Origin of the sequence: Microbacterium sp. BWT-B31 (assembly GCF_041379855.1) — a bacterium.
Classification (GTDB): Bacteria; Actinomycetota; Actinomycetes; order Actinomycetales; family Microbacteriaceae; genus Microbacterium.
In genome coordinates, this window is sequence record NZ_JBFECU010000020.1 from 1 (window position 1) to 23,415 (window position 23,415).

The 23,415-nt window shown below is 72.0% G+C and carries 17 protein-coding genes and 1 pseudogene; 9 read left to right on the plus strand and 9 right to left on the minus strand.

Annotated elements, in window-relative coordinates; translation table 11 throughout:
• The first annotated feature begins 232 nt into the window (after positions 1 to 232).
• The 6 genes from AB1K54_RS15535 (at position 233) to AB1K54_RS15560 (ending at position 7,449) form a co-directional block, all read left to right on the plus strand.
• Entirely contained in the window at positions 233 to 1,069 is an 837-nt protein-coding gene (locus AB1K54_RS15535; protein WP_371203666.1) for an FAD binding domain-containing protein, read from the plus strand.
• The gene (locus AB1K54_RS15540) at positions 1,066 to 3,693 is read left to right on the plus strand and encodes a molybdopterin-dependent oxidoreductase (RefSeq protein WP_371203667.1); all 2,628 of its coding nucleotides are present in this window, start codon (positions 1,066 to 1,068) and stop codon (positions 3,691 to 3,693) included. The genes AB1K54_RS15535 and AB1K54_RS15540 overlap by 4 nt, the downstream gene beginning before the upstream one ends.
• 145 nt (positions 3,694 to 3,838) lie before the next feature.
• On the plus strand, positions 3,839 to 4,948 hold the full coding sequence (locus tag AB1K54_RS15545; protein WP_371203668.1) for an ABC transporter substrate-binding protein: 1,110 nt from the start codon (positions 3,839 to 3,841) through the stop codon (positions 4,946 to 4,948).
• A gap of 31 nt (positions 4,949 to 4,979) precedes the next feature.
• The gene (locus AB1K54_RS15550) at positions 4,980 to 5,840 is read left to right on the plus strand and encodes an ABC transporter ATP-binding protein (RefSeq protein ID WP_371203669.1); all 861 of its coding nucleotides are present in this window, start codon (positions 4,980 to 4,982) and stop codon (positions 5,838 to 5,840) included.
• On the plus strand, positions 5,840 to 6,649 hold the full coding sequence (locus AB1K54_RS15555) for an ABC transporter permease (protein WP_371203670.1): 810 nt from the start codon (positions 5,840 to 5,842) through the stop codon (positions 6,647 to 6,649). The genes AB1K54_RS15550 and AB1K54_RS15555 overlap by 1 nt, the downstream gene beginning before the upstream one ends.
• Positions 6,646 to 7,449, plus strand: a complete 804-nt coding sequence (locus tag AB1K54_RS15560; RefSeq protein WP_371203671.1) for an ABC transporter permease — start codon at positions 6,646 to 6,648, stop codon at positions 7,447 to 7,449. The genes AB1K54_RS15555 and AB1K54_RS15560 overlap by 4 nt, the downstream gene beginning before the upstream one ends.
• Before the next feature lie 5 nt (positions 7,450 to 7,454).
• On the opposite strand, the gene AB1K54_RS15565 is transcribed toward AB1K54_RS15560, so the two are convergent.
• The 5 genes and pseudogenes from AB1K54_RS15565 to allB all read right to left on the minus strand — a co-directional run bounded on the left by AB1K54_RS15565 (position 7,455) and on the right by allB (position 13,791).
• A complete protein-coding gene (locus tag AB1K54_RS15565; protein WP_371203672.1) occupies positions 7,455 to 8,750 on the minus strand; it encodes an allantoate amidohydrolase in 1,296 nt (431 codons plus the stop codon).
• A gap of 3 nt (positions 8,751 to 8,753) precedes the next feature.
• Complete coding sequence (locus AB1K54_RS15570) at positions 8,754 to 9,986, minus strand: alanine--glyoxylate aminotransferase family protein (RefSeq protein WP_371203673.1); 1,233 nt, start codon at positions 9,984 to 9,986, stop codon at positions 8,754 to 8,756.
• Positions 9,983 to 11,311: an amidase family protein gene (locus tag AB1K54_RS15575; RefSeq protein WP_371203708.1), complete on the minus strand. Its 1,329-nt coding sequence runs from the start codon at positions 11,309 to 11,311 to the stop codon at positions 9,983 to 9,985. Before AB1K54_RS15575 ends, AB1K54_RS15570 begins: the two co-directional genes overlap by 4 nt.
• Positions 11,300 to 12,394: pseudogene (locus AB1K54_RS15580) on the minus strand (acetamidase/formamidase family protein); the annotation flags it as partial. The gene AB1K54_RS15575 and the pseudogene AB1K54_RS15580, both read right to left, overlap by 12 nt.
• Positions 12,395 to 12,399: 5 nt before the next feature.
• Complete coding sequence (gene allB / locus AB1K54_RS15585) at positions 12,400 to 13,791, minus strand: allantoinase AllB (protein ID WP_371203674.1); 1,392 nt, start codon at positions 13,789 to 13,791, stop codon at positions 12,400 to 12,402.
• A 137-nt stretch (positions 13,792 to 13,928) separates the two neighbouring features.
• On the opposite strand from allB, the gene uraD reads away from it, so the two are divergent.
• From uraD to pucL, 3 genes are read left to right on the plus strand one after another with little or no spacing between them, the layout of a single operon-like run.
• Positions 13,929 to 14,453: a 2-oxo-4-hydroxy-4-carboxy-5-ureidoimidazoline decarboxylase gene (gene uraD, locus AB1K54_RS15590; RefSeq protein ID WP_371203675.1), complete on the plus strand. Its 525-nt coding sequence runs from the start codon at positions 13,929 to 13,931 to the stop codon at positions 14,451 to 14,453.
• Complete coding sequence (gene uraH, locus AB1K54_RS15595) at positions 14,450 to 14,785, plus strand: hydroxyisourate hydrolase (protein WP_371203676.1); 336 nt, start codon at positions 14,450 to 14,452, stop codon at positions 14,783 to 14,785. The genes uraD and uraH overlap by 4 nt, the downstream gene beginning before the upstream one ends.
• A 2-nt stretch (positions 14,786 to 14,787) precedes the next feature.
• On the plus strand, positions 14,788 to 15,699 hold the full coding sequence (gene pucL, locus AB1K54_RS15600) for a factor-independent urate hydroxylase (protein WP_371203677.1): 912 nt from the start codon (positions 14,788 to 14,790) through the stop codon (positions 15,697 to 15,699).
• Positions 15,700 to 15,719: 20 nt separating this feature from the next.
• On the opposite strand, the gene AB1K54_RS15605 is transcribed toward pucL, so the two are convergent.
• The 4 genes from AB1K54_RS15605 to AB1K54_RS15620 are packed head-to-tail and all read right to left on the minus strand — an operon-like array spanning position 15,720 to position 23,414.
• On the minus strand, positions 15,720 to 16,685 hold the full coding sequence (locus tag AB1K54_RS15605; protein ID WP_371203678.1) for a putative zinc-binding metallopeptidase: 966 nt from the start codon (positions 16,683 to 16,685) through the stop codon (positions 15,720 to 15,722).
• Positions 16,685 to 17,650, minus strand: coding sequence for a transglutaminase N-terminal domain-containing protein (locus AB1K54_RS15610; protein WP_371203679.1), 966 nt, complete (start codon positions 17,648 to 17,650; stop codon positions 16,685 to 16,687). The genes AB1K54_RS15605 and AB1K54_RS15610 overlap by 1 nt, the downstream gene beginning before the upstream one ends.
• Positions 17,647 to 20,145: a circularly permuted type 2 ATP-grasp protein gene (locus tag AB1K54_RS15615; RefSeq protein WP_371203680.1), complete on the minus strand. Its 2,499-nt coding sequence runs from the start codon at positions 20,143 to 20,145 to the stop codon at positions 17,647 to 17,649. Before AB1K54_RS15615 ends, AB1K54_RS15610 begins: the two co-directional genes overlap by 4 nt.
• A complete protein-coding gene (locus tag AB1K54_RS15620; RefSeq protein ID WP_371203681.1) occupies positions 20,142 to 23,414 on the minus strand; it encodes a DUF2126 domain-containing protein in 3,273 nt (1,090 codons plus the stop codon). Before AB1K54_RS15620 ends, AB1K54_RS15615 begins: the two co-directional genes overlap by 4 nt.
• Position 23,415: the final 1 nt, after the last annotated feature.

Sequence of the window (23,415 nt, forward strand, 5' to 3'; positions counted from 1 at the left end):
ACAGTGTGATCAGGAGGGTGTTGAGTTCAGTTTTCACACACCGGGGTTAACACCCTCCGCCAGCCATTAACAGCGTCCACGCCGCATCAACGACGATCAGGGCAAACGGACTCACTCATCTAGAGGGTCGTGGGCGACCGCCCCCGTTGCACCCCCCCACCCGTTTCGGCAACGCTGTGAAACACCGTCGAAACCCCCGTTTGCTTGACTGACCGGCCAGAGGGGGCGAGCCATGGACATCACGACCGTCGAGAGCTTTCGCGCCGCGCGCACGCGCGACGACCTCGCCCTCGCGCCCGGCGAGATCTTCCTCGCGGGCGGCACATGGCTCATGAGCGAGCCGCTTGCCGAGGCATCCGGCTTCGTCGATCTCACCACGATGAGCTGGGACCCGCTCGAGATCACCGCAGACGGCCTGCGCATCGCCGCGACCTGCACGATCGCCGACCTCGTCGCGTGGGCGCATGGGCGCCTCGCGATCCCGGTTCCCGATGGCTGGGTCGCGACGAGCATGATCCCGGATGCCGCGAACGCGCTGCTGGCCTCGTTCAAGATCTGGAACACCGCCACCGTCGGCGGCAACATCTGCCGGGCGTTCCCCGCCGCCGCGATGGTGTCGCTCGCGGTCGCCCTCGACGCGACCGCCGAGGTGTGGACGCCCGACGGCGGCGCCCGCCGACTCGCGGTCGCCGACCTCGTCATCGGCGCCGGCCGCACGTCGCTCGCCCCCGGCGAGGTGCTCCGCGCGATCGACATCCCCGCATCCGCCCTGCGCTCGCACGCGCTCCTGAAGAAGATCGCCCTCGCCGAGCTCGGCCGCTCCGCCGCGGTTGTCACCGGCCGCCTCGACATCGGCGGCGCCGCGACGTTCGCCGTGACCGCCGCCACCGAGTTCCCGGTCGTGCGGCGGTACGAACGGCTTCCGGATGCCGCCGCCCTCGCCGCCGACATCGCGACGATCCCCTGCTATTCCGACCCGCTCGGCGCGGCCGACTGGCGCCGCGCGGTCAGCGGCGTCCTGGCCGAGCGCATCCGCCGCGAGCTCGCGGGCGACAGGCGCGCACCATGAGGTTCGAGGTCAACGGCGACCCCGTCGACGCCGAGCCGCGCGCGGGCCAGTGCCTGCGCACCCTGCTGCGCGAGTGCGGCCACCACGAGGTCAAGAAGGGATGCGACGCCGGCGACTGCGGCGCGTGCGCGGTGATCCTCGACGGCAAGCCCGTGCATTCGTGCCTGATCCCCGCGATGCGGGTCGAAGGCCGAGCCGTCACGACCGCGGTGGGCCTGGCCCCCGGCGATGAGCTGCACCCCGTGCAGGAGGCCCTGATCGACTGCTTCGGGTACCAGTGCGGGTTCTGCACGCCCGGCATGGCGGTGACCGCCTCGACCCTCACCCCCGGCGATCTGCCCGACCTCGACCGGCGCTTGAAGGGCAGCCTCTGCCGCTGCACCGGTTACCGCCCGATCCGCGAGGCGATCCGCCGGTCGGTGCTGGGCCCGGTGCGCGAGACCGGGCCACGCACGGATGCCGCGGGCATCGGCGAATCCGTCGTGCCCGAGCCCGCGCGGCGCCTGGTGCAGGGACTCGAGCCGTTCACGTTCGACACCGACACGACGGCATCCGCGGTGCTGCGCGTCGTGGAGTCCCCCCACGCGCACGCGCGCATCGCCTGGATCGACACGACCGCGGCGCTGGCGGTGCCCGGGGTCATCGCCGTCCTCACCCACGCCGACGCCCCCGCGATCCGCTACTCGACCGCCCGCCACGAGCACCGCGAGGACGACCCCGACGACACCCGCGTGCTCGACGACGTCGTGCGGCACGTCGGGCAGCGGGTCGCGGCGGTCGTCGCCGAGACGGCCGAAGCGGCCGACCGCGCGGTGCGGCTGGTCGGTGTCGAGTACGACGTGCTGCCCGCGGTGTTCGACCCTGAGGCTGCCCGCTCCCCCGGCGCCCCGCTCGTACACCCGGACCGCACGCCCGAGGATCGCGTGGCCGAAGCCTCCCGCAACGTCATCGCGTCGCTGCACGAGGGGATCGGCGGGGATGCCGCCGCCGCGCTCGCCGCGAGCGAGGTGACCGTCACCGGCCAGTGGCAGACTTCGCGCGTCTCGCACGCGCAGCTCGAGACGCACGGGGCGATCGGCTGGCTCGACGACGACGGGCGCCTCGTGATCCGTTCGAGCACGCAGGTGCCGTTCCTCGTGCGCGACGAACTCGCCCACGTCTTCGGGCTCGACCGCGAGCGCGTGCGGGTGTTCGCGGCGCGCGTCGGCGGGGGCTTCGGCGGCAAGCAGGAGATGTTCGTCGAGGACCTGCTCGCGCTCGCCGTGCTGAAGACCGGCCGCAAGGTCGCCTACGAGTTCACGCGCGGTGACGAGTTCCGGCGTTCGACGGTGCGGCATCCGTTCCGCGTGCGCGTGACGCTCGGCGCGACCAGCGACGGCATCCTCACGGCGCTCGCGGTCGACGCGCTGAGCGACACCGGCGCGTACGGCAACCACGGCATCGGCGTGCTGTTCCACGGGGTCGCCGAGTCGATCAACGTGTACCGCTGTCCGGTCAAGCGGGTCGACGCCGAGGTCGTGTACACGAACAACATCCCGTCCGGGGCGTTCCGCGGGTACGGGCTCGGGCAGGTCATCCTCGGCGTCGAGTCGGCGATGGACCTGCTGGCAGAGAAGCTCGGCATCGACCCGTTCGACCTGCGGCGCCGAAACGCCGTGCGCGACGGCGACGCCCTGCTCACCGTGTGGGACGACGCCGAACCCGACATCGTGTGGGGCAGCCACGGCCTCGACGAGTGCCTCGATCTCGCGCAGGACGCGCTGTGCCGCGGCAACGGCGTCGAGGCTCCCGACGGCTGGCTCGTCGGCGAGGGCATGGCGCTGTCGTTCATCGCGTCGATGGCGCCGGGCGGCCACGTCGCGCACGCGTCGGCGCGGCTGCGGGGCGACGGCAGGTACGAGCTGTCGGTCGGCACCGCCGAGTTCGGCAACGGCACCGCGACGGTGCACCGCCAGATCGCGGCATCCGTTCTCGGGGTCTCTGGCGACCGGCTCGTGCTGCGGGCTTCAGACACCGATCTCGTGCCGCACGACACCGGGGCCTTCGCGTCGGCCGGAATGATGTCGGCCGGCAAAGCGCTGTACCGCGCATGCGTCGCGCTGCGCGCCGAGATCGAGCGCGAGGGCGAAAGACCTGGACTCGTCGGGCACGGGCACGAGGACGGCACCGTGCGCACCGTCGCGTTCAATGTGCACGCCGCACGCGTGGCCGTCGATCCCGAGACGGGCACGGTGCGGGTGCTGCAGTCGATCCAGGCGGCGGATGCCGGATTCCTGATGAACCCCGCACAGGTGCGCGGCCAGGTCGAGGGCGGCGCCGCGCAGGGTCTCGGCGCGGCGCTGTACGAAGAGGTGCTGATCGACCAGCGCGGAGCCGTGGCGAACCCCGTGTTCCGGCTGTACCGCGTGCCGCAGTCCGCCGACGTGCCCGACACCGAGGTGTACTTCGCTTCGACGTTCGACGCGGTGGGACCGTTCGGTGCGAAGTCGATGAGCGAGTCGCCGTACAACCCGGTCCCGGCGGCGCTCGGCAACGCCATCGCCCGCGCCGTGGGGCGCCGCCCGTTCCGGCAGCCGTTCACGCGCGAGCGCGTGTGGCGGCTGCTGAACGACCGCGACGGCTGACCGGGCGCACTCGTCACATCATCGAAACACCGTGACCGTCGGTGTGAAACGTGCCTCGCGTACCGTCTGGTCAACACAGCGTTTCACCACGGCACGGCGCGTCACCCGAGCGGTGCCGGCACAGCGTTTCAGAAAGAGGTTCCTGATGGCATCACACAGCACAGTCGCGCGCTTGGGCGCGATCGCGGCGGCGGCCGTGGCGACCGCGCTCGTCCTCGGCGGCTGCGCCTCGGGTGGGGGCACGACGGAGCCGGGCCAGGCCGAGGCGGGCGCCGACTCGTTCGGCGAGATCAGCGTGCAGTACTCGTGGATCAAGAACGAGGAGTTCGCAGGCGAGTTCTACGCGTACGAGAACGGCTACTACGACGAGGCCGGCTTCTCGGACGTCATCGGCATCTCGGGTCCTGACACGGGCGTGGCGAAGCTTCTGTCGGGCAGCGTGCAGGTCGCCCTCAGCGACGCCGCCTCGATCGGCGCGGCGATCGCCGAAGAGGACGCACCGCTCAAGATCATCGGCGCAACGTTCCAGAAGAACCCCTTCACGATCCTGTCGCTCGCTGACGGCGCGAACATCACGAAGCCCGAAGACCTCATCGGCAAGAAGATCGGCGTGCAGGACTCCAACGCGTCGGTGTTCGCCGCGCTGCTGAACGCGAACGGCATCGACCCGGCAGACGTCGAGGTGGTCCCGGTCGACTTCGACCCGACGCCGCTCATGAACGGCGACGTCGACGGCTTCATGGCCTACCTCACCAACGAGGCGCTCACGGTCGAGCTCGCCGGGTACGAGGTCACCAACCTCGCGTACGCCGACAACGGCGTGCCGTACGTGGCCGAGACCTACAGCGTCACCGACCAGTTCCTCGCCGAGAACAAAGACCTTCTGAAGGCGTTCCTCATCGCCGAGATCAAGGGCTGGACCGACGTGTTCGCCGAGCCCACCGACGACACCGTCACCCTGATCGAGAAGTACTACAACCAGGCGGCGTCCGAGTCCGCGGACGGCCTCGAGGCGGTCTTCGGCGCGCTCGACCCGGTCAAGACCGGCAAGGGCCTCGAGGCCGAGAAGCTGCTCATCTCGACCGACGAGACCGAAGCCAACGGCCTGTTCACGATCTCTGACGACCTCAAGGAGCAGACCGTGGCGTCACTGAAGGCCGCCGGCTGGGAGGTGTCGACCTCCGACCTGTTCGACACGACGATCATCGACGAGATCTACAAGGAAAACCCCGAGCTCAAGGCCTACCAGCCGTAGCCCGAGGCCCACGAGACGCAGTTTCAGCGAAATGACCGACATTCAGAAGACGGATGCCGCGGCCACGGCGCCGGCGACGGGAGAGATCCTGTCGCCGGCGTCGGCGGCGGGCACCGGCATCCGCATCGACGGCCTGTCGAAGACCTTCGACAGCGGCCGCGGAAAGACCGTCACCGCCCTGCAGGACACCCACCTGCACACCGACAAGGGCTCGTTCCTGGCTCTGCTCGGACCGTCTGGCTGCGGCAAGTCGACGATCCTGCGCATCCTCGCCGACCTCGAGACCCCCACCACCGGCGAGGTCTACGTCGACGGCAAGACCCCCGCGCAGCTGCGCCGCGACTCACAGCTCGGCATCGCGTTCCAAGACCACGCGCTGCTGCCGTGGCGCAGCGTCTACGCCAACATCAAGCTCGTCTTCGAGGTCGCCGGGCGCCGCGCCGACAAGGCGTACATCGACGAGCTGATCTCCCTCGTGGGGCTCACCGGCTTCGAGAAGGCCAAGCCCGCACAGCTGTCGGGCGGCATGCGCCAGCGCGTGTCGATCGCCCGCGCCCTCGCCCTCAAGCCCTCGGTGCTGCTGCTCGACGAGCCCTTCGGCGCGCTCGACGACATGACGCGCCAGAACCTCAACCTGGAGCTGCTGCGCATCTGGACCGAGAAGCCGGCGACGACGCTGCTGGTCACGCACGGCATCTCGGAGGCGATCTTCCTGTCGGACCGGGTCGCGGTGATGTCGCCGCGCCCGGGACGCATCAAAGAGATCATCGAGGTCGACCTGCCGCATCCGCGCACGCCCGATCTGCAGCGCAGCCCTGAGTTCCACGCGCTCGTGGACCAGGCGTCCGAACTGCTGTTCGGAGCCGACGGCCGCGCCGACGCGGAGTCCTGATGCGCGCGCGCCGCATTCCGGGCTGGCTCGCCGCGATCATCGGCGTCACCGCGCTGATCGTCGCGTGGTGGCTGTTCTCGGTGACGATCTTCCGCCCGCCGCCGGGCACGACGTTCACGCCGGTGCCGTCGCCGTTCGTCGTGTTCCAGACGATCTGGCAGGACGGCCTGGCCCCGTACTGGACGGTGTTCCAGGTCACGATCACCGAGGCGCTCATCGGGTTCGCGTGGGGCAACGCCCTCGCGCTGCTGCTGGCGGCGACGGTGCTGCTGGCCCCGAAGATCGAGACCGTCGTGACGCAGATCGCCGTCGTGAGCTACTGCCTGCCGGTGGTCGCGGTCGGCGGCATCGCGATCGTGGTGCTCGGCGGCGCGAAGCGCCCCGGCGACCCGAGTGCGACCGCGATCTTCCTCGCCGCCCTCGCGGTGTTCTTCACGACCGTGGTCGGCGCGCTCCTGGGCTTGCGCTCATCGGACCGCGCGAGCCTCGATGTGGTGCGGGTCTACGGCGGCACGCGCTTCACGCAGCTGCGCAAGGTGCGGCTGATCGCGGCGCTGCCGGCGATCCTCACCGCCCTGCAGATCGCCGTGCCGTCGGCGTTCCTCGGCGCGATCCTCGGCGAGTACATGGGCGGCATCGACCGCGGCGTCGGCATCACGCTCATCAAGCTGCAGGGCGACCTCGATTCGCCGCGGGTGTGGGCGGTGTTCCTGCTGTCGGCGGTGGTCGCGCTCATCGGGTACGCGCTCGTCGGGCTCCTCGCGCGAGCGGTGACCCCGTGGGTGTCCGGGCGGGCGGTGACCGTATGAACGCGGCTCTCGCACGCGCCCTGCGCCGCTCGCTCGTCAACGCGCTGCTGACCTTCGCGATCATCCTCGCCCTGTGGTGGGCGGTCGTGAACCTCACCGGCATCTCGTCGTACGTCGCCAAGGGCCCGGTCGAGGTCTGGAGCTTCCTCTTCGTCGAACCCGAGGCCGCCGACAACCGCGCCGCGCTCGTGCCGCTGCTGTGGCAGACGCTCGCCGATGCCGCGCTGGGGTTCGTCGTCGGCATGATCATCGCGACGGTCCTGGCGCTGGTGTTCTCGCTGTCGCGGTCGGTCGAGATGGGGGTCATGCCCCTCGCGCTGCTGCTGCGCTCGGTGCCGCTGGTGGCGATCGCCCCGGTGATCATCCTCATCACGGGACGCGGGACACCGGCATCCGTCGCCGTCATCGGCTCGATCGTGGTGCTCTTCCCCGCCCTCGCGTCGATCATGTTCGGCCTGAGCCGTGCCTCGAAGGAGAGCCTCGATCTCGTGCACGTGTACGGCGGGGGCCGGGCGACGCAGCTGTGCAAGGTGAACATCCCGGGGGCGCTGCCGTCGCTGTTCGCCGCCGCGCGCGTGTCGGTGCCGGCCGCCGTCACCGGGGCGCTGCTTGCGGAGTGGCTCTCGACCGGTCAGGGCATCGGCGGCATGATCGTGAAGTTCACCGCCTCGGCCCGCTTCGACGAGCTGTGGGCCTCGGTGGCGCTCATCACGATCGTGACGCTGCTGTTCTACAACGTCGTGCAGGTGATCGAGAACATCGCGCTCAACCGCATGGGCATGGCGACCTCGTCGAACTGATCCGTTCAGCGGTCGGCGGCCAGCTGCAGCACCGCTTCGGCGAGGGCACGGATGCCGAAGCCCACGTCGGCCTCGGACACCGCCTCGTCGGGGTGGTGGCTGATGCCGTCGGGGTTGCGCAGGAACAGCATTCCGACGTCGGCGACCTCACCGATCACCATGCCGTCGTGGCCGGCGCGGCTGAACAGGACGGCGGGCTCGTCAGCGCCTGACGGCAGGGTCGACACGATGCCCGCGCGCAACGCGCCCTGCAGCGTCGGGGCGCAGAACACCGCCGGTGCCGCGTGCACCTCGCGCGCCGACCAGCGCAGGCCGCGGCGGCCCATGATGACGTCGAACTCGTGCGAGAGGGCGGACCACACCCGGTCGCGCGAGCCGTCGAACTCGCCGCGCAGATCGAGCGAGAGCCGCGCCTCGCCGGGCACGATGTTGACCGCGCCGGGGTAGGCCTCAAGCTGCCCGACGGTGCCGATGACGTGGTGCTCGGCGCGGCACACGCGCTCCACGGCGAGGGCGGCCTCCGATGCGCCGAGCAGCGCGTCGCGGCGCCGCTCATAAGGCGTGCCGCCGGCGTGCCGGGCCTCGCCCTCGACGACGAGCTGGAAGCGCCTCGCCGACGCGATCGACGACACCACCGCGAGCGACTCGCCACGCTGGTCGAGCTCGGGCCCCTGCTCGATGTGCGCCTCGAGGTAGCCGACCAGCTCGTCCGGTCGGCGCGCGGCCTCGCCGATGCGAGAGGGGTCGAGCCCGAACTCGACGAACGCCTCGCGCAGCGTCGTGCCGTCGGCATCGGTCAACGCCCACCAATCGTCGTGCCACACGCCCGCCACGGCCGACGAGCCCAGCAGCGCCTTGCCGAAGCGCGTGCCCTCCTCGTCCCAGAAGGCGACGACTTCCAGCGCGAAGGGCAGCGGCGAGCGCCACCGGTCTGCGTCGGCGGGCACGCGCAGCAGGCGCACCACCTCGAGCGCCATGAGCACGCCCGCGATCCCGTCGAAGCGCCCTGCGTCGGGCACGGTGTCGAGGTGCGAGCCCAGCAGCAGCGCGGGAGCGTCGGGCGAGTGCGCCTCGAGCCTGCCGACCTGGTTGCCCGCGGCATCCTGCGTCGTGGTCATGCCGAGCTCGCGCATCCACTCGGCTGCGAGCCGGTTCACGCGGGCGTGCTCGGGCGAGAGGTACACGCGCTCGATGCCGCCGGTCGCCGCCGACACGCGCGCGAGTTCGTCGCACCGCGCCATGACGCGGTGCGCGGCGGCCGCGATGCGGTCGGGGCCGGTGACGAGCAGGGCGGATGCCACGGCTCACGCCCCCCGGAACACGTCGGTCGCGGCATCCGTCCCGCCGCCTGCCGGCACTGGCACGCCGTACCGGGCGAGCACGGTCTCCAGCGCCGCGAGGGTCGTCAGCACGGCGTCTTCGCGGGCGTTGTAGCCCATCGTGCCGATGCGCCACACGCGTCCGTGGAGGGGACCGAACGAGGTGCCGATCTCGATGCCGAAGTCTTCGAGCAGCGCGGCGCGCGCCGCATCTGCCGGCACCCCGGACGGGATCTCGACCGCCACCACGTTGTTCATCTTGTGCGCGACGTCGCCGAAGACGTCGAGCCCGAGCGCCTGCACGCCAGCGAGCATCGCCGCACCGGCGAGGCGGTGCCGCTCGATCACGGCCTCACGTCCCTCGACCAGCAGTACGCGGGCGCACTCGCGCGCGGCGTACAGCATCGAGGTCGCCTCGGTGTGGTGGTTGAGCCGTCGCGGCCCCCAGTATTCGAGGATCATGCCGAGGTCGAAGTAGTTCGAGCGAACGAAGTCCGCCGCATCCGGGTCGCCGGGCTCGCGGATGCCGGCCTCGACCTTCGCCCGCGATCTGACGACCTCGACGGCCTTGTCGCTGAGCGTCAGCGGCGCCGAGCCCGAAGGACCGCCGAGGCATTTCTGCAGGCCCGCGGTCGCGGCATCCAGCCCCCATTCGTCGGCTTCGAACGCGTTGCCGCCCAGTGACGCGGTCGCGTCGGTGTAGAACAGCACGCCGTGCTTGGCGCACAGCGCACCGATCTCGTCGAGCGGCTGGCACATCGTGGTCGACGTGTCGCCCTGCACGAGCGCGAGCAGCGTCGGCCGCACGCGCTCGATCGCCGCCTCGATCACCGGCACCGGGAACACCTGCCCCCACTCGGTCTCGATCGTGTGCACCTCGGCCATCGCGCGCTCGGCGATCTCGGCGAGCAGATGCCCGAAGCGCCCGAACACGGGCACGAGCACGCGGTCGCCGGGGCGGATGAGCGACACCAGCGCGGCTTCGATCCCCGCGCGCGATGTGCCGTCGATGAGCAGCGTCGCGTCGTTGCGCGTCGCCCACACACCGCGGTACAAATCCTGAGTCTCGGCCATCGTCGCGGTCATGAACGGGTCGTACTGCCCCACGAGCGGCGCCGACATCGCCTGCAGCACGCTCGGGTACGCCGAGATCGGCCCCGGACCCATGAGCAGGCGCGCGGGCGGGTCGATCGGGCCGGGGATGGCGGCTGCGGTCATGCGAGGGCTCCTTCCAGGCGTCGGCCGAGCCGCACGAGCGCGATGTCGGCGCCGGCGCGGGCCACGGCGCACACGCCGACCGGCGCAGGACCGAGCCGCGACGGCACCGTCAGCAGCGGGATCGACAGCGCCGGCAGGCCCGCGGCCGCGGCGGGGGTCGTCATTCGCAGGGTCGCGGCGCGCACCGCGTCGATCGCGGCCCCGTGGCTCGATCGCGCAGGCGCAGGGCCGGGCACGGTCGGAAGCACCAGCACCGCGTCCGTGACGAGGGCGCGCAGGCGCTCGGCGAGCGGCTCGAGCGCGCGCCGAGCGCCCGCCTCGGCGGCGGCGGTGACGGATGCCGCACCCCGCAGCCTCTCGGCGATCGCCGGGCCGACGGCATCCGGGTGCTGTTCGAACCATGCGCCGTCGTTGCGCCACGCTTCGGCGGCCTGCACCGTGCGGAACGGCTCGAACCAGTCGTCGAGGGGTCCGATCGACACGGACTCGATCGCGGGCGCGTCGACCGATGCCGCGAGCGCGGCCAGCAGCGCCTCGAACGCCGCGCGGGTCGCCGGCTCGGCGGCCGCGAGCGCCTCCTGCGGCACGACGAACCGCCACGGCAGCCCGGGGTCGGACGCCCCGAGCAGGTTCTCGGTCGGCTCCGAGCCGCAGCTCAGGCACCAGTCCGCGACGCGCTGCAGCGTATCGCCGTCGCGCGCGAGCCAGCCGACCGTGTCGAACGACTGCGCCAGCGGCAGAAGACCCTGACGCGGAACGAGGCCGTGCGTCGTGCGCAGTCCCCACAGTCCCTGGTACGACGCGGGCACGCGGATCGAACCTGCCGTGTCGGTCGCGAGCCCGAGGTCGGCGTGGCCGGCGGCGACGGCGGATGCCGGACCACTCGAGGACCCGCCCGGCAGCGCGCCGGGCACGGCGGCGTTGGGCGGGGTGCCGTAGTGCGCGTTGTCGCCGGCGATCGAGTACGCGAACTCGTCGGTGCGGGCGATACCCCGAACCCACGCTCCCCCGCGCAGCAGGTCCGAGATCGCGGGGGCGGTCGTCGTCTCGACCCGGGCGCCGGCGAGAAAGGCGGGGTTGCCCGCGCCGATGCGGTGGCCCTCGATCGCGAACAGGTCCTTGACCGCGACCGACAGCCCCGCGAGCGGCCCCGACCCGGCGCCTTCGAGCAGCGGGTCGCCGACGAGCCGCCAGATCGACCCGTCGAAGGGCGCTGTGCTCTGCCCCACGCCTGTCGTGAGATGAGGGGAAGTCGCCAATCGAGGACGACCGGGGCCGAATCCTCCTCGTTTCGCGATTTCTCCTGTTCTGGTGACTCCCGGCACTCCCGCGAAGTCCGCCTCGCGGATTCTGGCGTGCACCCCGCACACGATGTCGACGACCTGCGAGATGTCGAAGTCGGTCGCGGCGCTGAGGTACGCGTAGGCGAGGTGCTCCTGCATGCCGTAGCGGGCCTGCAGCAGCGACAGCGCCGCGCGCACGCAGTTGCGCATCGCGACGTTCAGGTCGGGGTCGAGTCCCGTCGGCACGAGGTGCTCGGGCGTGCGCACGAGCGGGCCGCGCACCTCGCCGAACTCGGCGAGCGCGACCTCGCGCGGCACGACATCGAACCGCAGGGTGGCACGAAGGGATGCCTCGAGCGCGGTCAGGGCGACCTCGCCGTCGCCCTGCGCGAAGTGCGGGTCGCCGACGTAGGCCAGCGCACCCTCGACCTGCACCGGCAGGTAGAGCACCGTGCCCTCGACGAGCAGCTTGATGTCGATGTTCCCGCCGTGCGCGCCGGGCGGCACCGAGTGGGGGCGCTCGTCCGCGTCGACGGCGACGCCCATCGTGCCGAGGAACGGCGCGAGCGGGAACTCCACCGCCGCGGGGCCCGCGTCGACCACCGGCAGCACGCCGACGAGTCCGCCCGCGCGCTCGGCCACCGGCGTGAAGACGCTGACGTTCGCCTCGCCGCGGGGAAGCTCCCCGGGCAGGGCGCCCTTGCCGTGCCGGTTCGAGATCACGCCGTACGGCACGCGCGGCCGGAGCGTCAGCACGGTGATCTTCAGAAGATCCCCCGGCATCGCACCCGCCACCCGGATCGGCCCGGTGACGACGTGCGGTCCGTCGACCGCGGGGTCGCGCGACAGCGCCGAGGCGATCTCGACCGCGTCGCGCAGCACCGCGGCGGGGTCCACGCCGTGCCCGCCGAAGAACGCGAGCGGGTCCTTGCCCTGGTCTTCGAGGATGCCCTCATGGCTCACGGTGTCGATGGTGACCGTCTCACCCGGCGAGATCTCGAGGGCTGCGGCATCCGCTCTGCTCGGCAGCCGCCCCCACCGCACCGTCGCCGGCGTGGCGGGCAGATAGTGGTCGCCGTCTATCGGACCCTCACCCGGCTGCAGCACCGCGACACTGGTCGCCATGCCCCTCATCGTGCCACGCCGACGGGCGCCGACAGCAGACGCCCGCGCGGCGCACCGCGCAGGTGCGGCGCCTCGCCCGCGCCGCCCTCGGTGACATCGAACACCGTCGCCCCGTGCAGCCACGTGCGGCGGATGCGTCCTGACAGCATGCGGCGGTCGTACGCGGTGATCGGGTTCTTGTGCAGCAGCCGATCGGCGTGGATCACATAGGTGTCGTGCAGGCCGAACACGGTGAGGTTCGCCGGGGCGCCCGGGCGGATGACCCCGGCGTCCGGCACACCGGCGACGGCGGCGGGCCCGGTCGTGAACAGGGGCACGAGGGTCTCGAGACGGATGCCCCGACCCCGCGCCTCGGTCCACACCGCCGACAGTCCCACCTGCAGTCCCGCGATCCCGCCCCACGCGAGGCCGAAGTCCCCGCCGCCGGAGCGCTTGAGGTCGACCGTCGACGGCGAGTGGTCGCTCACGATCGCGTCGATCGTGCCGTCGACGATGCCCGCCCACAGCAGGTCGCGGCTTGCCGCATCTCGGATCGGCGGGCAGCATTTGAACTCGCCCGCGCCGTCGGGGATCTGCTCGGCGCTGATGGTCAGGTAGTGCGGGCAGGTCTCGACGGTGAGCTTCACACCGGATGCCTTCGCCTCGCGGATCGCGGGCAGCGACCCCGCATCGCTCAGGTGCAGGATGTGCGCGCGGGCGCCCGTGCGGCGCGCCTGGTCGATCACCAGCCGGATCGCGGACGCCTCGCTCTCGGCCGGCCGCGACGCGAGGAACGCCGCGTACTCGCGCCCGAGCGCGCCGTCGGCCCGCAGCAGCGCCGGGTCCTCGGCGTGCACGATGAGCCGCGAGCCGAGCGCCGCGACCTCTTCCATGGCCGAGGCGAACTGCGCGCGGTCGAGGTGCGCGAACTCGTCGACGCCCGACGGCGACAGGAAGCATTTGAAGCCGAACACGCCCGCCTCGTGCAGCGGGCGCAGCGACCCGAGGTTGCCGGGCACCGCCCCGCCCCAGAACCCCAGGTCGACGTACGCGGACGGGCCCGCGACGGAGCGCTTGACCTCGAGCGCCTCGGGAGTCGTCGTCGGCGGGATCGAGTTCAGGGGCATGTCGACGAGGGTCGTGATGCCGCCGGCCGCGGCGGCGAGGGTCGCCGAGCGGAACCCCTCCCACTCGGTGCGGCCGGGCTCGTTGACGTGCACGTGCGAGTCCACGAGTCCCGGCAGCAGCACCGCGTCGTCGGGCACGAGTGTCGCCAGAGCCCCCGCGACCCGGTCGCGCGGACCCAGCACGTCGACGATGCGATCGCCCTCGACGACGACCCCCGCGGGCTGGAACGATCCTTCGATGAACGCCCTCGCCGCACGGATGACGAAGCGACGCGCGGCCGATGCACGCATGCTGGCCCCCCTTCCTCATCGCACAGCCTGTCGGATGGATGTCTCATGCACGTGCGCATCACGTTTCAGCCTCGTGAACCGCGTGCGTGCAACGTCTCCTTCATGCGGCCGAAACGACGGCCCGCTAGCTTGGGCGCGTGCTTATCGACCAGTTCGACCGATCGGATGCCGCAGCCGCGCGCGACCTCGTCGGAGTATGGGCCGCGATCCCGGCGTGGGTCGACGCCGTCGTCGCCGGGCGCCCGTACGGATCCGTCGACGCGCTCGCGGCGACCGCGGCCGGGCTCGCCGTCGGGTGGACCCGCGCCGACCTCGACCAGGCGCTGTCGCACCACCCCCGCATCGGCGAGCGGCCGCGCGGCGAAGGGGCGGGGGCCGCGGCATCCGTTCGGGAGCAGGCGTCGATGACGGATGCCTCGCCCGACGTGTCGACCCGCATCGCCGCGGGGAACGCCGCGTACGAGCAGCGCTTCGGGCGCGTGTTCCTGATCCGTGCGGCGGGGCGCACGGCCGAAGAGATGCTCGCCGAGCTCGACCGGCGCCTCGGCAACGACGACGAGACCGAGGCGCGCGAGGCGACCGGGCAGCTCGCAGAGATCGCGCTGCTGCGCCTGCGCGGTGCGATCGCCGATTCCCCCGCGGACGAAGGAGTCCCCGCATGAGCCACCTCACCACCCACGTGCTCGACGCGACGACCGGCACGCCCGCGGTGAACGTCGTCGTCTCGCTGGCCCGGCACCTGCCCGGCGGCGCCGTCGAGGGCGTCGCGCAGGGCTTCACCGACACGGACGGCCGCCTCGCGCTCGGCCCCGACGCGCTCGAACCCGGCATGTACGCCATCACGTTCGGCACCGGGGCGTGGTTCGAAGGCCGCGGCATCCGCTCGTTCTATCCGCTCGTGACCGTGACCTTCACCGTCTCGGACACGGACCGGCACCTGCATGTGCCGCTGCTGCTCAGCCCGTTCGCGTACTCGACCTACAGAGGGAGCTAGTCATGGTGTCGGTGAGTCTCGGAGACAACAAGTACGGCAAGGCCGAGAACCGGATCGTCCGCATCTATCGCGACACCCCGCGGCACGAGATCGTCGACCTGAACGTGACCTCGCAGCTGAGCGGCGCGGCACTGGCCTCGTCGTACCTCGACGGCGACAACAGTCTCGTGGTGGCCACCGACACCCAGAAGAACACCGCGTTCGCGTTCGCGAAGGAGCACGGCATCCCCTCGCCCGAGGAGTACCTGCTGACCCTCGGCGCGCACTTCACAGACGCGTTCGACTGGATCGAGGGGGGCCTCTGGCAAGCCGAGCAGTACGAGTGGGAGCGCATCACGGTCGACGGCCGTCCGCACGACCATTCGTTCGTGCGCCGCAGCGCCGGCACGCGCCTGGCCACCGTGCAGAAGATCGGCGGAGCCACCCACGTCACCGGCGGCGTGAAGGACCTCGTCGTGCTGAAATCCACCGGCAGCGAGTTCGCGGGCTTTCCGCGCGACCGGTACACGACCCTCGCCGAGGCCCACGACCGCATCATGGCGACCTCGGTGACCGGGCGCTGGCGGTTTCTGCCCGAGGCCGTCGAGGCCGGCATCGACTACAACGGGCTGTACGCCGACGTGCTCTCGGTGCTGCTGTCGACCTTCGCGACCGTGCACTCGCTCGCCCTGCAGCAGACCCTGTTCGCGATGGGCAAGGCCGCGATCGAGGCGCGTTCCGAGATCGCCGAGGTGCGCTTCGCGATGCCGAACAAGCACCACTTCGCCTACGACCTCTCACCGTTCGGCCTCGACAACCCCAACGAGGTCTTCTACGCCGCCGACCGCCCGTACGGTCTCATCGAGGGCACCATCGTGCGCGACGGCGCTGCGCCGGCCCCGGATGCCTGGACCGATGTGCCGACGTTCGTGTGAGGGCGCCGGCTGCCGTTCGCTCAGCGGTCGAAGGGCAGCAGCGACGCCGCGAACTCCAGCTTGTCGAGCACCGGAGCGGGGATCGCGAAGGGGTACAGGTCGTCTTTGCCCATCGAGCGATTGACGAGGTTGAGCGCGGTCGACAGCGGGACCCAGACCTTCGTCACCAGCATCCGCAGGTCGATCCCGGTCACCCGCGCCTCGTCGACCAGCCCGTATGCGACTGCGGTGTCGACCGTGTCGAGGATGTGCATCAGGTGCGCCCACGTCTCGGCGAAGTCCTCGAACGGATGCATCGCGGCATAGGCCGAGATGAACGACACCGGCCAGTCGGCGGGCGGCCCCTCGGCATAGTGGCGGTCGCGCGCGGCCCGGTAGTCGGCGTCGGGGTCGCCGAACAGTTCGCGGAATCGGGCGGGCGCGGCATCCGTTCGCACCAGCCTGCACTGGAAGAAGTGCCCGATCTCGTGCCGGAAGTGCCCGAGCAGCGTGCGGTACGGCTCGGCGAGCTGCGCGCGCAGGCCCTCTCGATGCGCGGTGTCGCTCTCGGCGAGGTCGATCGTGATCACGCCGTCGACGTGCCCGGTGACGACCGGCTGCCGCTCGCTCGACAGCAGGTCGAACGCGAGGCCCTCGGTGCCCAGACCGAGCCGGTCGAGCTCGGCCACGAGGTGGCGCTTCGCCCGCTCGGCGGGCACGAAGTTCGCAAGCCCCGTGAGGTCGGCGTCGTTCGGCCGCACGCGCGTGAGGTCGCATGCCTCGCACTGCCCGCCCTCGAGGCGCGCGAGCCACGTGCAGCCCGACAGGTTGAGGTTGCGGCACACGTGCCAGATCAACCCGTCGGCCGCGACGTAGCGGCCCTCGGCATCGACCGGCACGATCGCACGCTCCTCACGCCAGTAGCCCAGCGCCGACCCGCACGACACACACACCGAGTTCTCGAAGTACAGCGGCGCGTCGCACACGCGGCACCGGAACGCCTTCATCAGACCCCCACGGGCACGCCCGCCTCGGGAACCGGAGCAACGTCGACCGCGACCCGCAGCGTGGACTTCTTCGCCTTCGACCAGATGATGCCGCGCACCGGTGCCACGTCTGCGTAGTCGCGGCCCCACGCGACGGTGATGTAGCGGTCGTTGGCCCACTGGTCGTTGGTCGGGTCGATGTGCAGCCATTGACCGGCCCCCTCGTCCTGGCCGCGCATCGCCGACGCGCTGCGCGGAGCCTCGCGCCGGGTGGGTCCCGCCGGCACCCAGACCGCGAGCCACGCGTGCGAGGCATCCGCCCCGACGATCCGCTCCTTGCCCGGCGGCGGCTGCGTCGCGAGGTACCCGCTCACGTACCGGGCGGCGACGCCGTGGCTGCGCAGGCACGCGAGCGCCACGTGGGCGAAGTCCTGGCACACCCCCGCGCGCTTGCGCATCGCGTCGGCGACGGTGCTGGTGACCGTGGTCGCCTTCGTGTCGTAGTCGAAGTCGGCGTGGATGCGATGCATGAGGTCGGTCACGGCCTCGCCGATCGGGCGACCCGGAGTGAGCGACACCGCGCCGTACTCGGCGGCCTCTCGGATGTGCGCGACGCGGGGCGACTCGAGGGCGAACTCCGTCGCCGCCCACGCGTCGCCCCCGCCCCCGTCCTCGAGCGGACGGGCCCGCTCCCACGCCTGCGCGAGCGCGTCGGGATCGTATGCGGGCGTGAACACCGACACCTCGCTCGCCGCCTCGATCACGAGGTGCGAGTGCGGCTCGGTGACGTGAAAGTAGGTCGCCGAGTTTCCGAAGTAGTCGGTGTCGACCCCGAGGTCGCCGGGCAGCGGTGCGACCGACACCTCGTGCGAGGCCACCCGCTGCCACGGCAGCTGCCGCGGGCGCAGGTGATACGTGCCGAGGCTGTTGCGCACGGGCCGGTCGTACGTGTACTCGGTGCGGTGGCTGAGCTGGTAGGTCTTCACGATCGGGTCATCTCTTCGATCAGCGACAGCGCCGACATCTCCAGCGCCGGCGGACCGGCCTCGAAGTGCAGCGCGGCGATGGCGTCGGCGAGCTGCGCGACGAGGTGGGCGGTGTCGTCGAGGTAGTCGGCCAGCGCGGTGCGGCGCCGGTTCGACGACTTCGCCGCGAGCGCGGCGACATCGACCGCGGCCAGCGCGTCGGCGATCTCGTGGCGCAGCCGCTCGGGGCGGGTCGACCCGGTCGAGTCGGGAAGGGCCGTGAGGTGCTCCTGCAGCCGGGCGAGGCAGAACGCCAGCGAGCGGGGGTTGTCCTCGTCCTTCAGCAGCAGCGCGAACACGCTGCGCGTGCCGCCGTAGCCGCGGTAGCGACGGCGGTGGGTGACGAGGCTCTCGGATGCCAGCAGCACGCCGTCCAGCACCTCGCGGTCGGCGGCGGCGTTGCGCGAGGCCGTCGTCGCCCGAAGCACCGTGCACAGCTGCACCGCGCGCTCCAGATAGCGCCCGGCCTCGAACATGTGCCAGCCGTCGTCGCGGATCATGTTCGCCGTCACGCCGTGCATCGACAGCACCGCGGTCAGCATCCGCTCGGCGGCGTCGGCGATCTGCGGCGCGTGCACCGACTCGCGCAGCGCCCGCGCCGCGCGATCAGCGATCGAGAACACCCGCCAGGTGTCTCCCGAGAGCTGGTCGCGCACGCCCTCGAGCGCTCCGCGCATGCCCGCCAGACCGTGCGCGGCCGACCCGGGGCGCTCGGCGTCCACGAGCAGGGACCGCAGCTCGGCATCCACCTCGATGTGGCGCATGCCCGCGAGTTCGCGCAGCACGTCCAGCAGCACCTCACCGGCGACCGAGCGTCCGCCGCGCGCGTGGGCGACGTGCTGGTTCGTGGCCACGACCAGGCGCAGCGCGTCCTCGGCCCGCTCGGCGTAGCGACCCGCCCAGAACATGTCGGCGAGGGCGCGGGGCGAGAACGCCGGGATCGAGGGGATCATCTGCATCGGCTCGGCTGCGGGCAGGCCCTGGTCGGGTTCTGCCGCGTCGGACTTCAGCACCCACACGTCCTTGGTGAGCGGCGCGCCGTCATCGTCGCCGACCAGCGTGGCAAGACCGCCCGCGAGCGGGCGGTAGGCGGGTCCGTAGCGCAGCGTGAACGTGCGCAGCGACAGCATCCGTGCGTGCGCCGTGCCGCCCGATCCCCACACCGGCGCCTGCGACAGGGCGATGCGCCCGACGCCAACGTAGCGGTACGGTTGCGCGACGATCCGCGCTTCGAGCTCCTGGGGGCTCGACGCGGCGACCGCACTGCCGTCGAGCGTGCGCACGATGACCGAGTCGGGGTCGGTGCGCAGCCGCTCGCGCACGATGGCGAGGCCGCCGTCGCCGCACCACCACGCCGGCGCCGCCGCGAGCCGCAGCTGCTCGCCGAGCAGCCGTTCGCAGACGGCCGGCAGGAACGGGAGCAGCGCGGGGTTTTCGAGCACCCCGGCTCCGAGGCCGTTCACGACCTGCACGCGCCCGCGGCGCACGGCTTCGACGAGGCCCGCGACGCCGAGTCTCGAGTTGCCGCGCAGCTCGAGCGGGTCGCACCACGTCGCGCCGACACCGCGCAGGATGACGTCCACCCGGTCGACCGGCTTCACGCGCGGCCAGCGCGACGGCTTGATCCATACGCTCCCCTCGTGCACGACGAGGTCGCTGCCCTGCACCAGCGGGAAGCCGAGCGTGTTGGCGATGAACGCCTGGTCGTACGACGTCTCGGACCGTGTGCCGGCGGTGAGCACCACGACGCGCGGGTCGGCGTCGTCGCCGTGACCGCATCTCAGCAGCGCGTCGCGGAACGCCGCGAAGAACGGCTCGAGCCGGTGCAGCTGCGCCTCCTGGTACAGCTCGGGCAGCAGCCGCGAGACCACCTGGCGGTTCTCCATCGCGTACCCGAGCCCGGCGGGGGCCTGCACCTGGTCGGCGAGCACGCGCCACTCGCCGTCGACGTCGCGCCCGAGGTCGGTGGCCGACAGCACGAGCGGATGCCCGCTCCTCACGGTCCGCCGCGCGATCGGGCGCACGAAGCCGGGGTGGGCGACCACCGCGGCGGCGGGAATCACCCCGTCGGCGAGCAGGCGCTGGTCGGAGTAGAGGTCGGCCATGATGGCGTTGAGCAGTTCGGTGCGCTGGGCGAGGCCGACCTTCAGCTGCGTCCACGTCGCCGCGTCGAGCACGAGCGGGAACGGGTCCAGGCGCCACGCGAGCGGACCGTCGCGGTGGGTGTAGGTCACGCCGTCGTCGGCGAGGGCCGCCGAGATCTCAGCATCCACCCTCGACAGCTCTGCCGCCGTGAGGTTCACCGTCGCCGACGCGAGCGCCTTCCACGCCGGGCGCAGCGCCCCCTCGGGACCGATCACCTCGTCGTAGCGGGCGACGGCGTCGATCGCCCCGGCGCCCGGAATCGGAAGCGTCGCTGCGGTGAGTCCGGCGGCGTATTCGTGCAGGATGCTCACTGCGCCACCCTCCGCAGGTCGAGAGTGTGCGGATAGTCGGGGCTCGACGCGCGGCGCGCGGCCTCGCGCATCGCGGCGATGTCGAGATGCCCCGCGGTGTGCCCGCGCGCCTCGAAGCGGCTGGCGCGCCGCGCCTCGGCCTCGTTCGCGTTGACCGGCGGCCGGTCGTACGCCCGGCCGCCCGGGTGCACGACGTGGTAGGTCGCCCCGCCCAGGCTCGCCTCGGCCGCGACATCCACCACCTCGAACGTGAGCGGCGCGTGCACGGGGATCGACGGATGCAGCGCCGACCACGGCTGCCACGCGCGGTAGCGCACCCCGGCGTAGTACTCGCCGAGGTGCCCGGTCGAGGTGAGCGGCACCGGCACGCCCTGGCAGGTGACGAGGTGCCGCTCGGGGTCGACGCCCCGAACGCGCACCTGCACGCGCTCCACCGACGAGTCGACGTAGCGCGCCGTGCCGCCCGCGGTCGCCTCCTCGCCGAGCACGTGCCACGGCTCGATCGCCTGACGCAGCTCCAGCTCGATGCCCAGGCCGGGTCCGCCGGCGATCCGCGTCATGCCGATGCGCGGGAACCGGAACTCGGTGAACGGGTCGAGCCAGGTCTCTTCGAACGCGATGCCGTGGGCACGCAGGTCGGCGACGACCGCGTTGATGTCGGCGGTCGCGCCCTGCGGCAGCAGGAAGTCCTCGTGCAGGCGCGTGCCCCACCGCACGAGCGGCGCCGCGTACGGCTTCTCCCAGAACATCGCCACGAGGCTGCGCACGAGCAGCGCCTGCACGAGCGCCAGCTCCGGATGAGGCGGCATCTCGAACCCGCGCAGTTCCAACAGGCCCAGCCGGCCGCGGCTGGAGTCGGGGCTGTAGAGCTTGTCGACGCAGAACTCGGCGCGGTGCGTGTTGCCGGTGAGGTCGGTGAGCAGGTGCCGCAGCGCCCGGTCGATGAGCCAGGGCAGGGCCGCGGCATCCGGATCATCGGCCACCGTCGCAAGGCGCCGCACCTCCTGCAGCGCGATCTCCATCTCGTAGACGGCCTCGGGCCGGCCCTCGTCGAAGCGGGGCGCCTGGCTGGTCGGGCCGATGAAGCGTCCCGAGAACAGGTACGACAGAGACGGATGCCGCTGCCAGTACGCCACCAGACTGGCCAGCAGATCCGGCCGGCGCAGCAGCGGCGAGTCGACGGGCTGGGCGCCGCCGAGGGTGAGGTGGCTGCCGCCGCCGGTGCCGGTGTGGAGCCCGTCGAGCTCGAACTTCTCGGTCGTGAGGCGCGCGTGGCGCGCGTGCTCGTGGAGCGTCAGCGTGAGGTCGCGCAGGTCTGCCCACGAGTGGGTCGGCTGCACGTTGACCTCGATCACGCCGGGGTCGGGCGTCACCGTGAGCTGCGTGAGGCGCGCGTCGGGGGGCGGGCCGTACCCCTCGAACACGATGGGCGTCCCGACGGCGGTCACGGCCGTCTCGACCACCGCCAGCAGGTCGAGGTAGGCCTCGAGCCCCGTGGTCGGCGGAAGAAAGACGCGCACGAACCCGCCGCGGGCCTCGACCGCGAGCGCCGTGCGCGGCGCGGCCTCGGGGTCGACGACGCGCACCGGCGGGATGCCGGGCGCGGAAAGCGTCTCGCCCTCGAGGTACGACGGCTCGCCGACATACTCGGGGTCGTTCCACGCGACGGCGTCGAGCGGCAGACGGAACCCGACCGCGCTCGTGCCGGCGATGAGCACCAGGCGCCCGCGGCGCAAGCGCCATGCGGGGCTGATCCAGCCGTTGTCGGTGTTCAGCGGCAGCACCCATCCGGTCGGCAGGCCGACGGATGCGTCGAGCGCGGCGAGCCCCTCGAGGTCGGGGCCCTCGGCGTCCGGGCGCGGGCCGGCGGGCTTGCGCACCTCGGCGGCGAGCGCGACGAGCGGGTCTTCGTACGCGGGGAGCAGCTGCTCGCGAGGCAGGCCCAGCACCGACACGATGCTCCGCGCGACCGCCTCGGCGTGCGCGGCGGCGTCCGGGTCGGGCGTGCCGGTCCACGGGTCGGCGAACAGGTCCGGGCGATGCCAGATCGGCTCGCCGTCGGCGCGCCACTGCAGCGAGATGTTCCAGCGCGGCAGGGGTTCGCCCGGGTACCACTTGCCGTCGCCGCGGTGCACGACCCCGCCCGCCGCGTACGCGACGCGCAGGCGTTCGGCGAGTTCGTTGGCCCGCTCCCGCTTGCGCGGACCGTCGGCGGCGGTGTTCCACTCGGGTGCGGTGGCGTCGTCGAGCGCCACGAACGTCGGCTCGCCGCCCATCGTGAGCCGCGCGTCGCCGCGGCGCAGGCGCTCGTCGACGGCCTCGCCGAGCGCGTCGACGCGCTCCCACTGCTGGGCGGTGTAGGGCTTCGTCGTGCGCGGGTCCTCGTGCACGCGACGCACCTCGTTGTGGAACGAGAACTCCACCCGCGCCGGCTCGGTCGCCCCCTCGATCGGGGCGGCCGAGCTCGGGTGCGGCGTGGCCGACAGGGGGATGTGCCCTTCTCCGGCGAACAGTGCGCTGGTGGCATCCAGCCCGATCCAGCCGGCGCCGGGCACGAACACCTCGGCCCACGCGTGCAGGTCGGTGAAGTCGGCGACGGGACCGCTGGGGCCGTCGATCGACGCCTGATCGGCGGCCAGCTGCACGAGATACCCCGAGACGAAGCGGGCGGCCAGGCCGTACGAGCGCAGCAGGCTCACCAGCAGCCACGCCGAATCGCGGCACGAGCCGATTCCGCGAGCGAGGGTCTCGTCGGGCGACTGCACCCCCGCCTCCATGCGCACGTCGTACGCGACGGAGGCGTGCACGGCCCGGTTGAGGTCGGCGAGAAAGCCCACCGTGGGCACGCCGTCGCCGGCGAGCGGGGGGAGTTGCCGCATCCATTCGTCCGCCGCCGCGCTGTCGTGCACCGGCGCGAGGTACGGGGCGAGGTCGGCGGCGAGCTCGGGCGCGTACGCGAACGGAAAGCGCTCGGCGTAGGCCTCGATGAAGAAGTCGAACGGGTTGATCACCATGAGGTCGGCCACGAGGCCCACCGTGATCTCGAGCCGGCTGACCTTCTCGGGAAAGACGACGCGCGCCACCCAGTTGCCGAACGGGTCCTGCTGCCAGTTCACGAAATGGTTCTTCGGGCTGATCTCGAGCGAGTACGCCTCGATGGGCGTGCGCGAGTGCGGCGCGGGCCGCAGCCGCACCAGATGCGGGTGAACCGTCACCGGACGCTCGAAGTCATAGCTCGTGCGATGCTCGAGCGCGACGCGGATCGACATG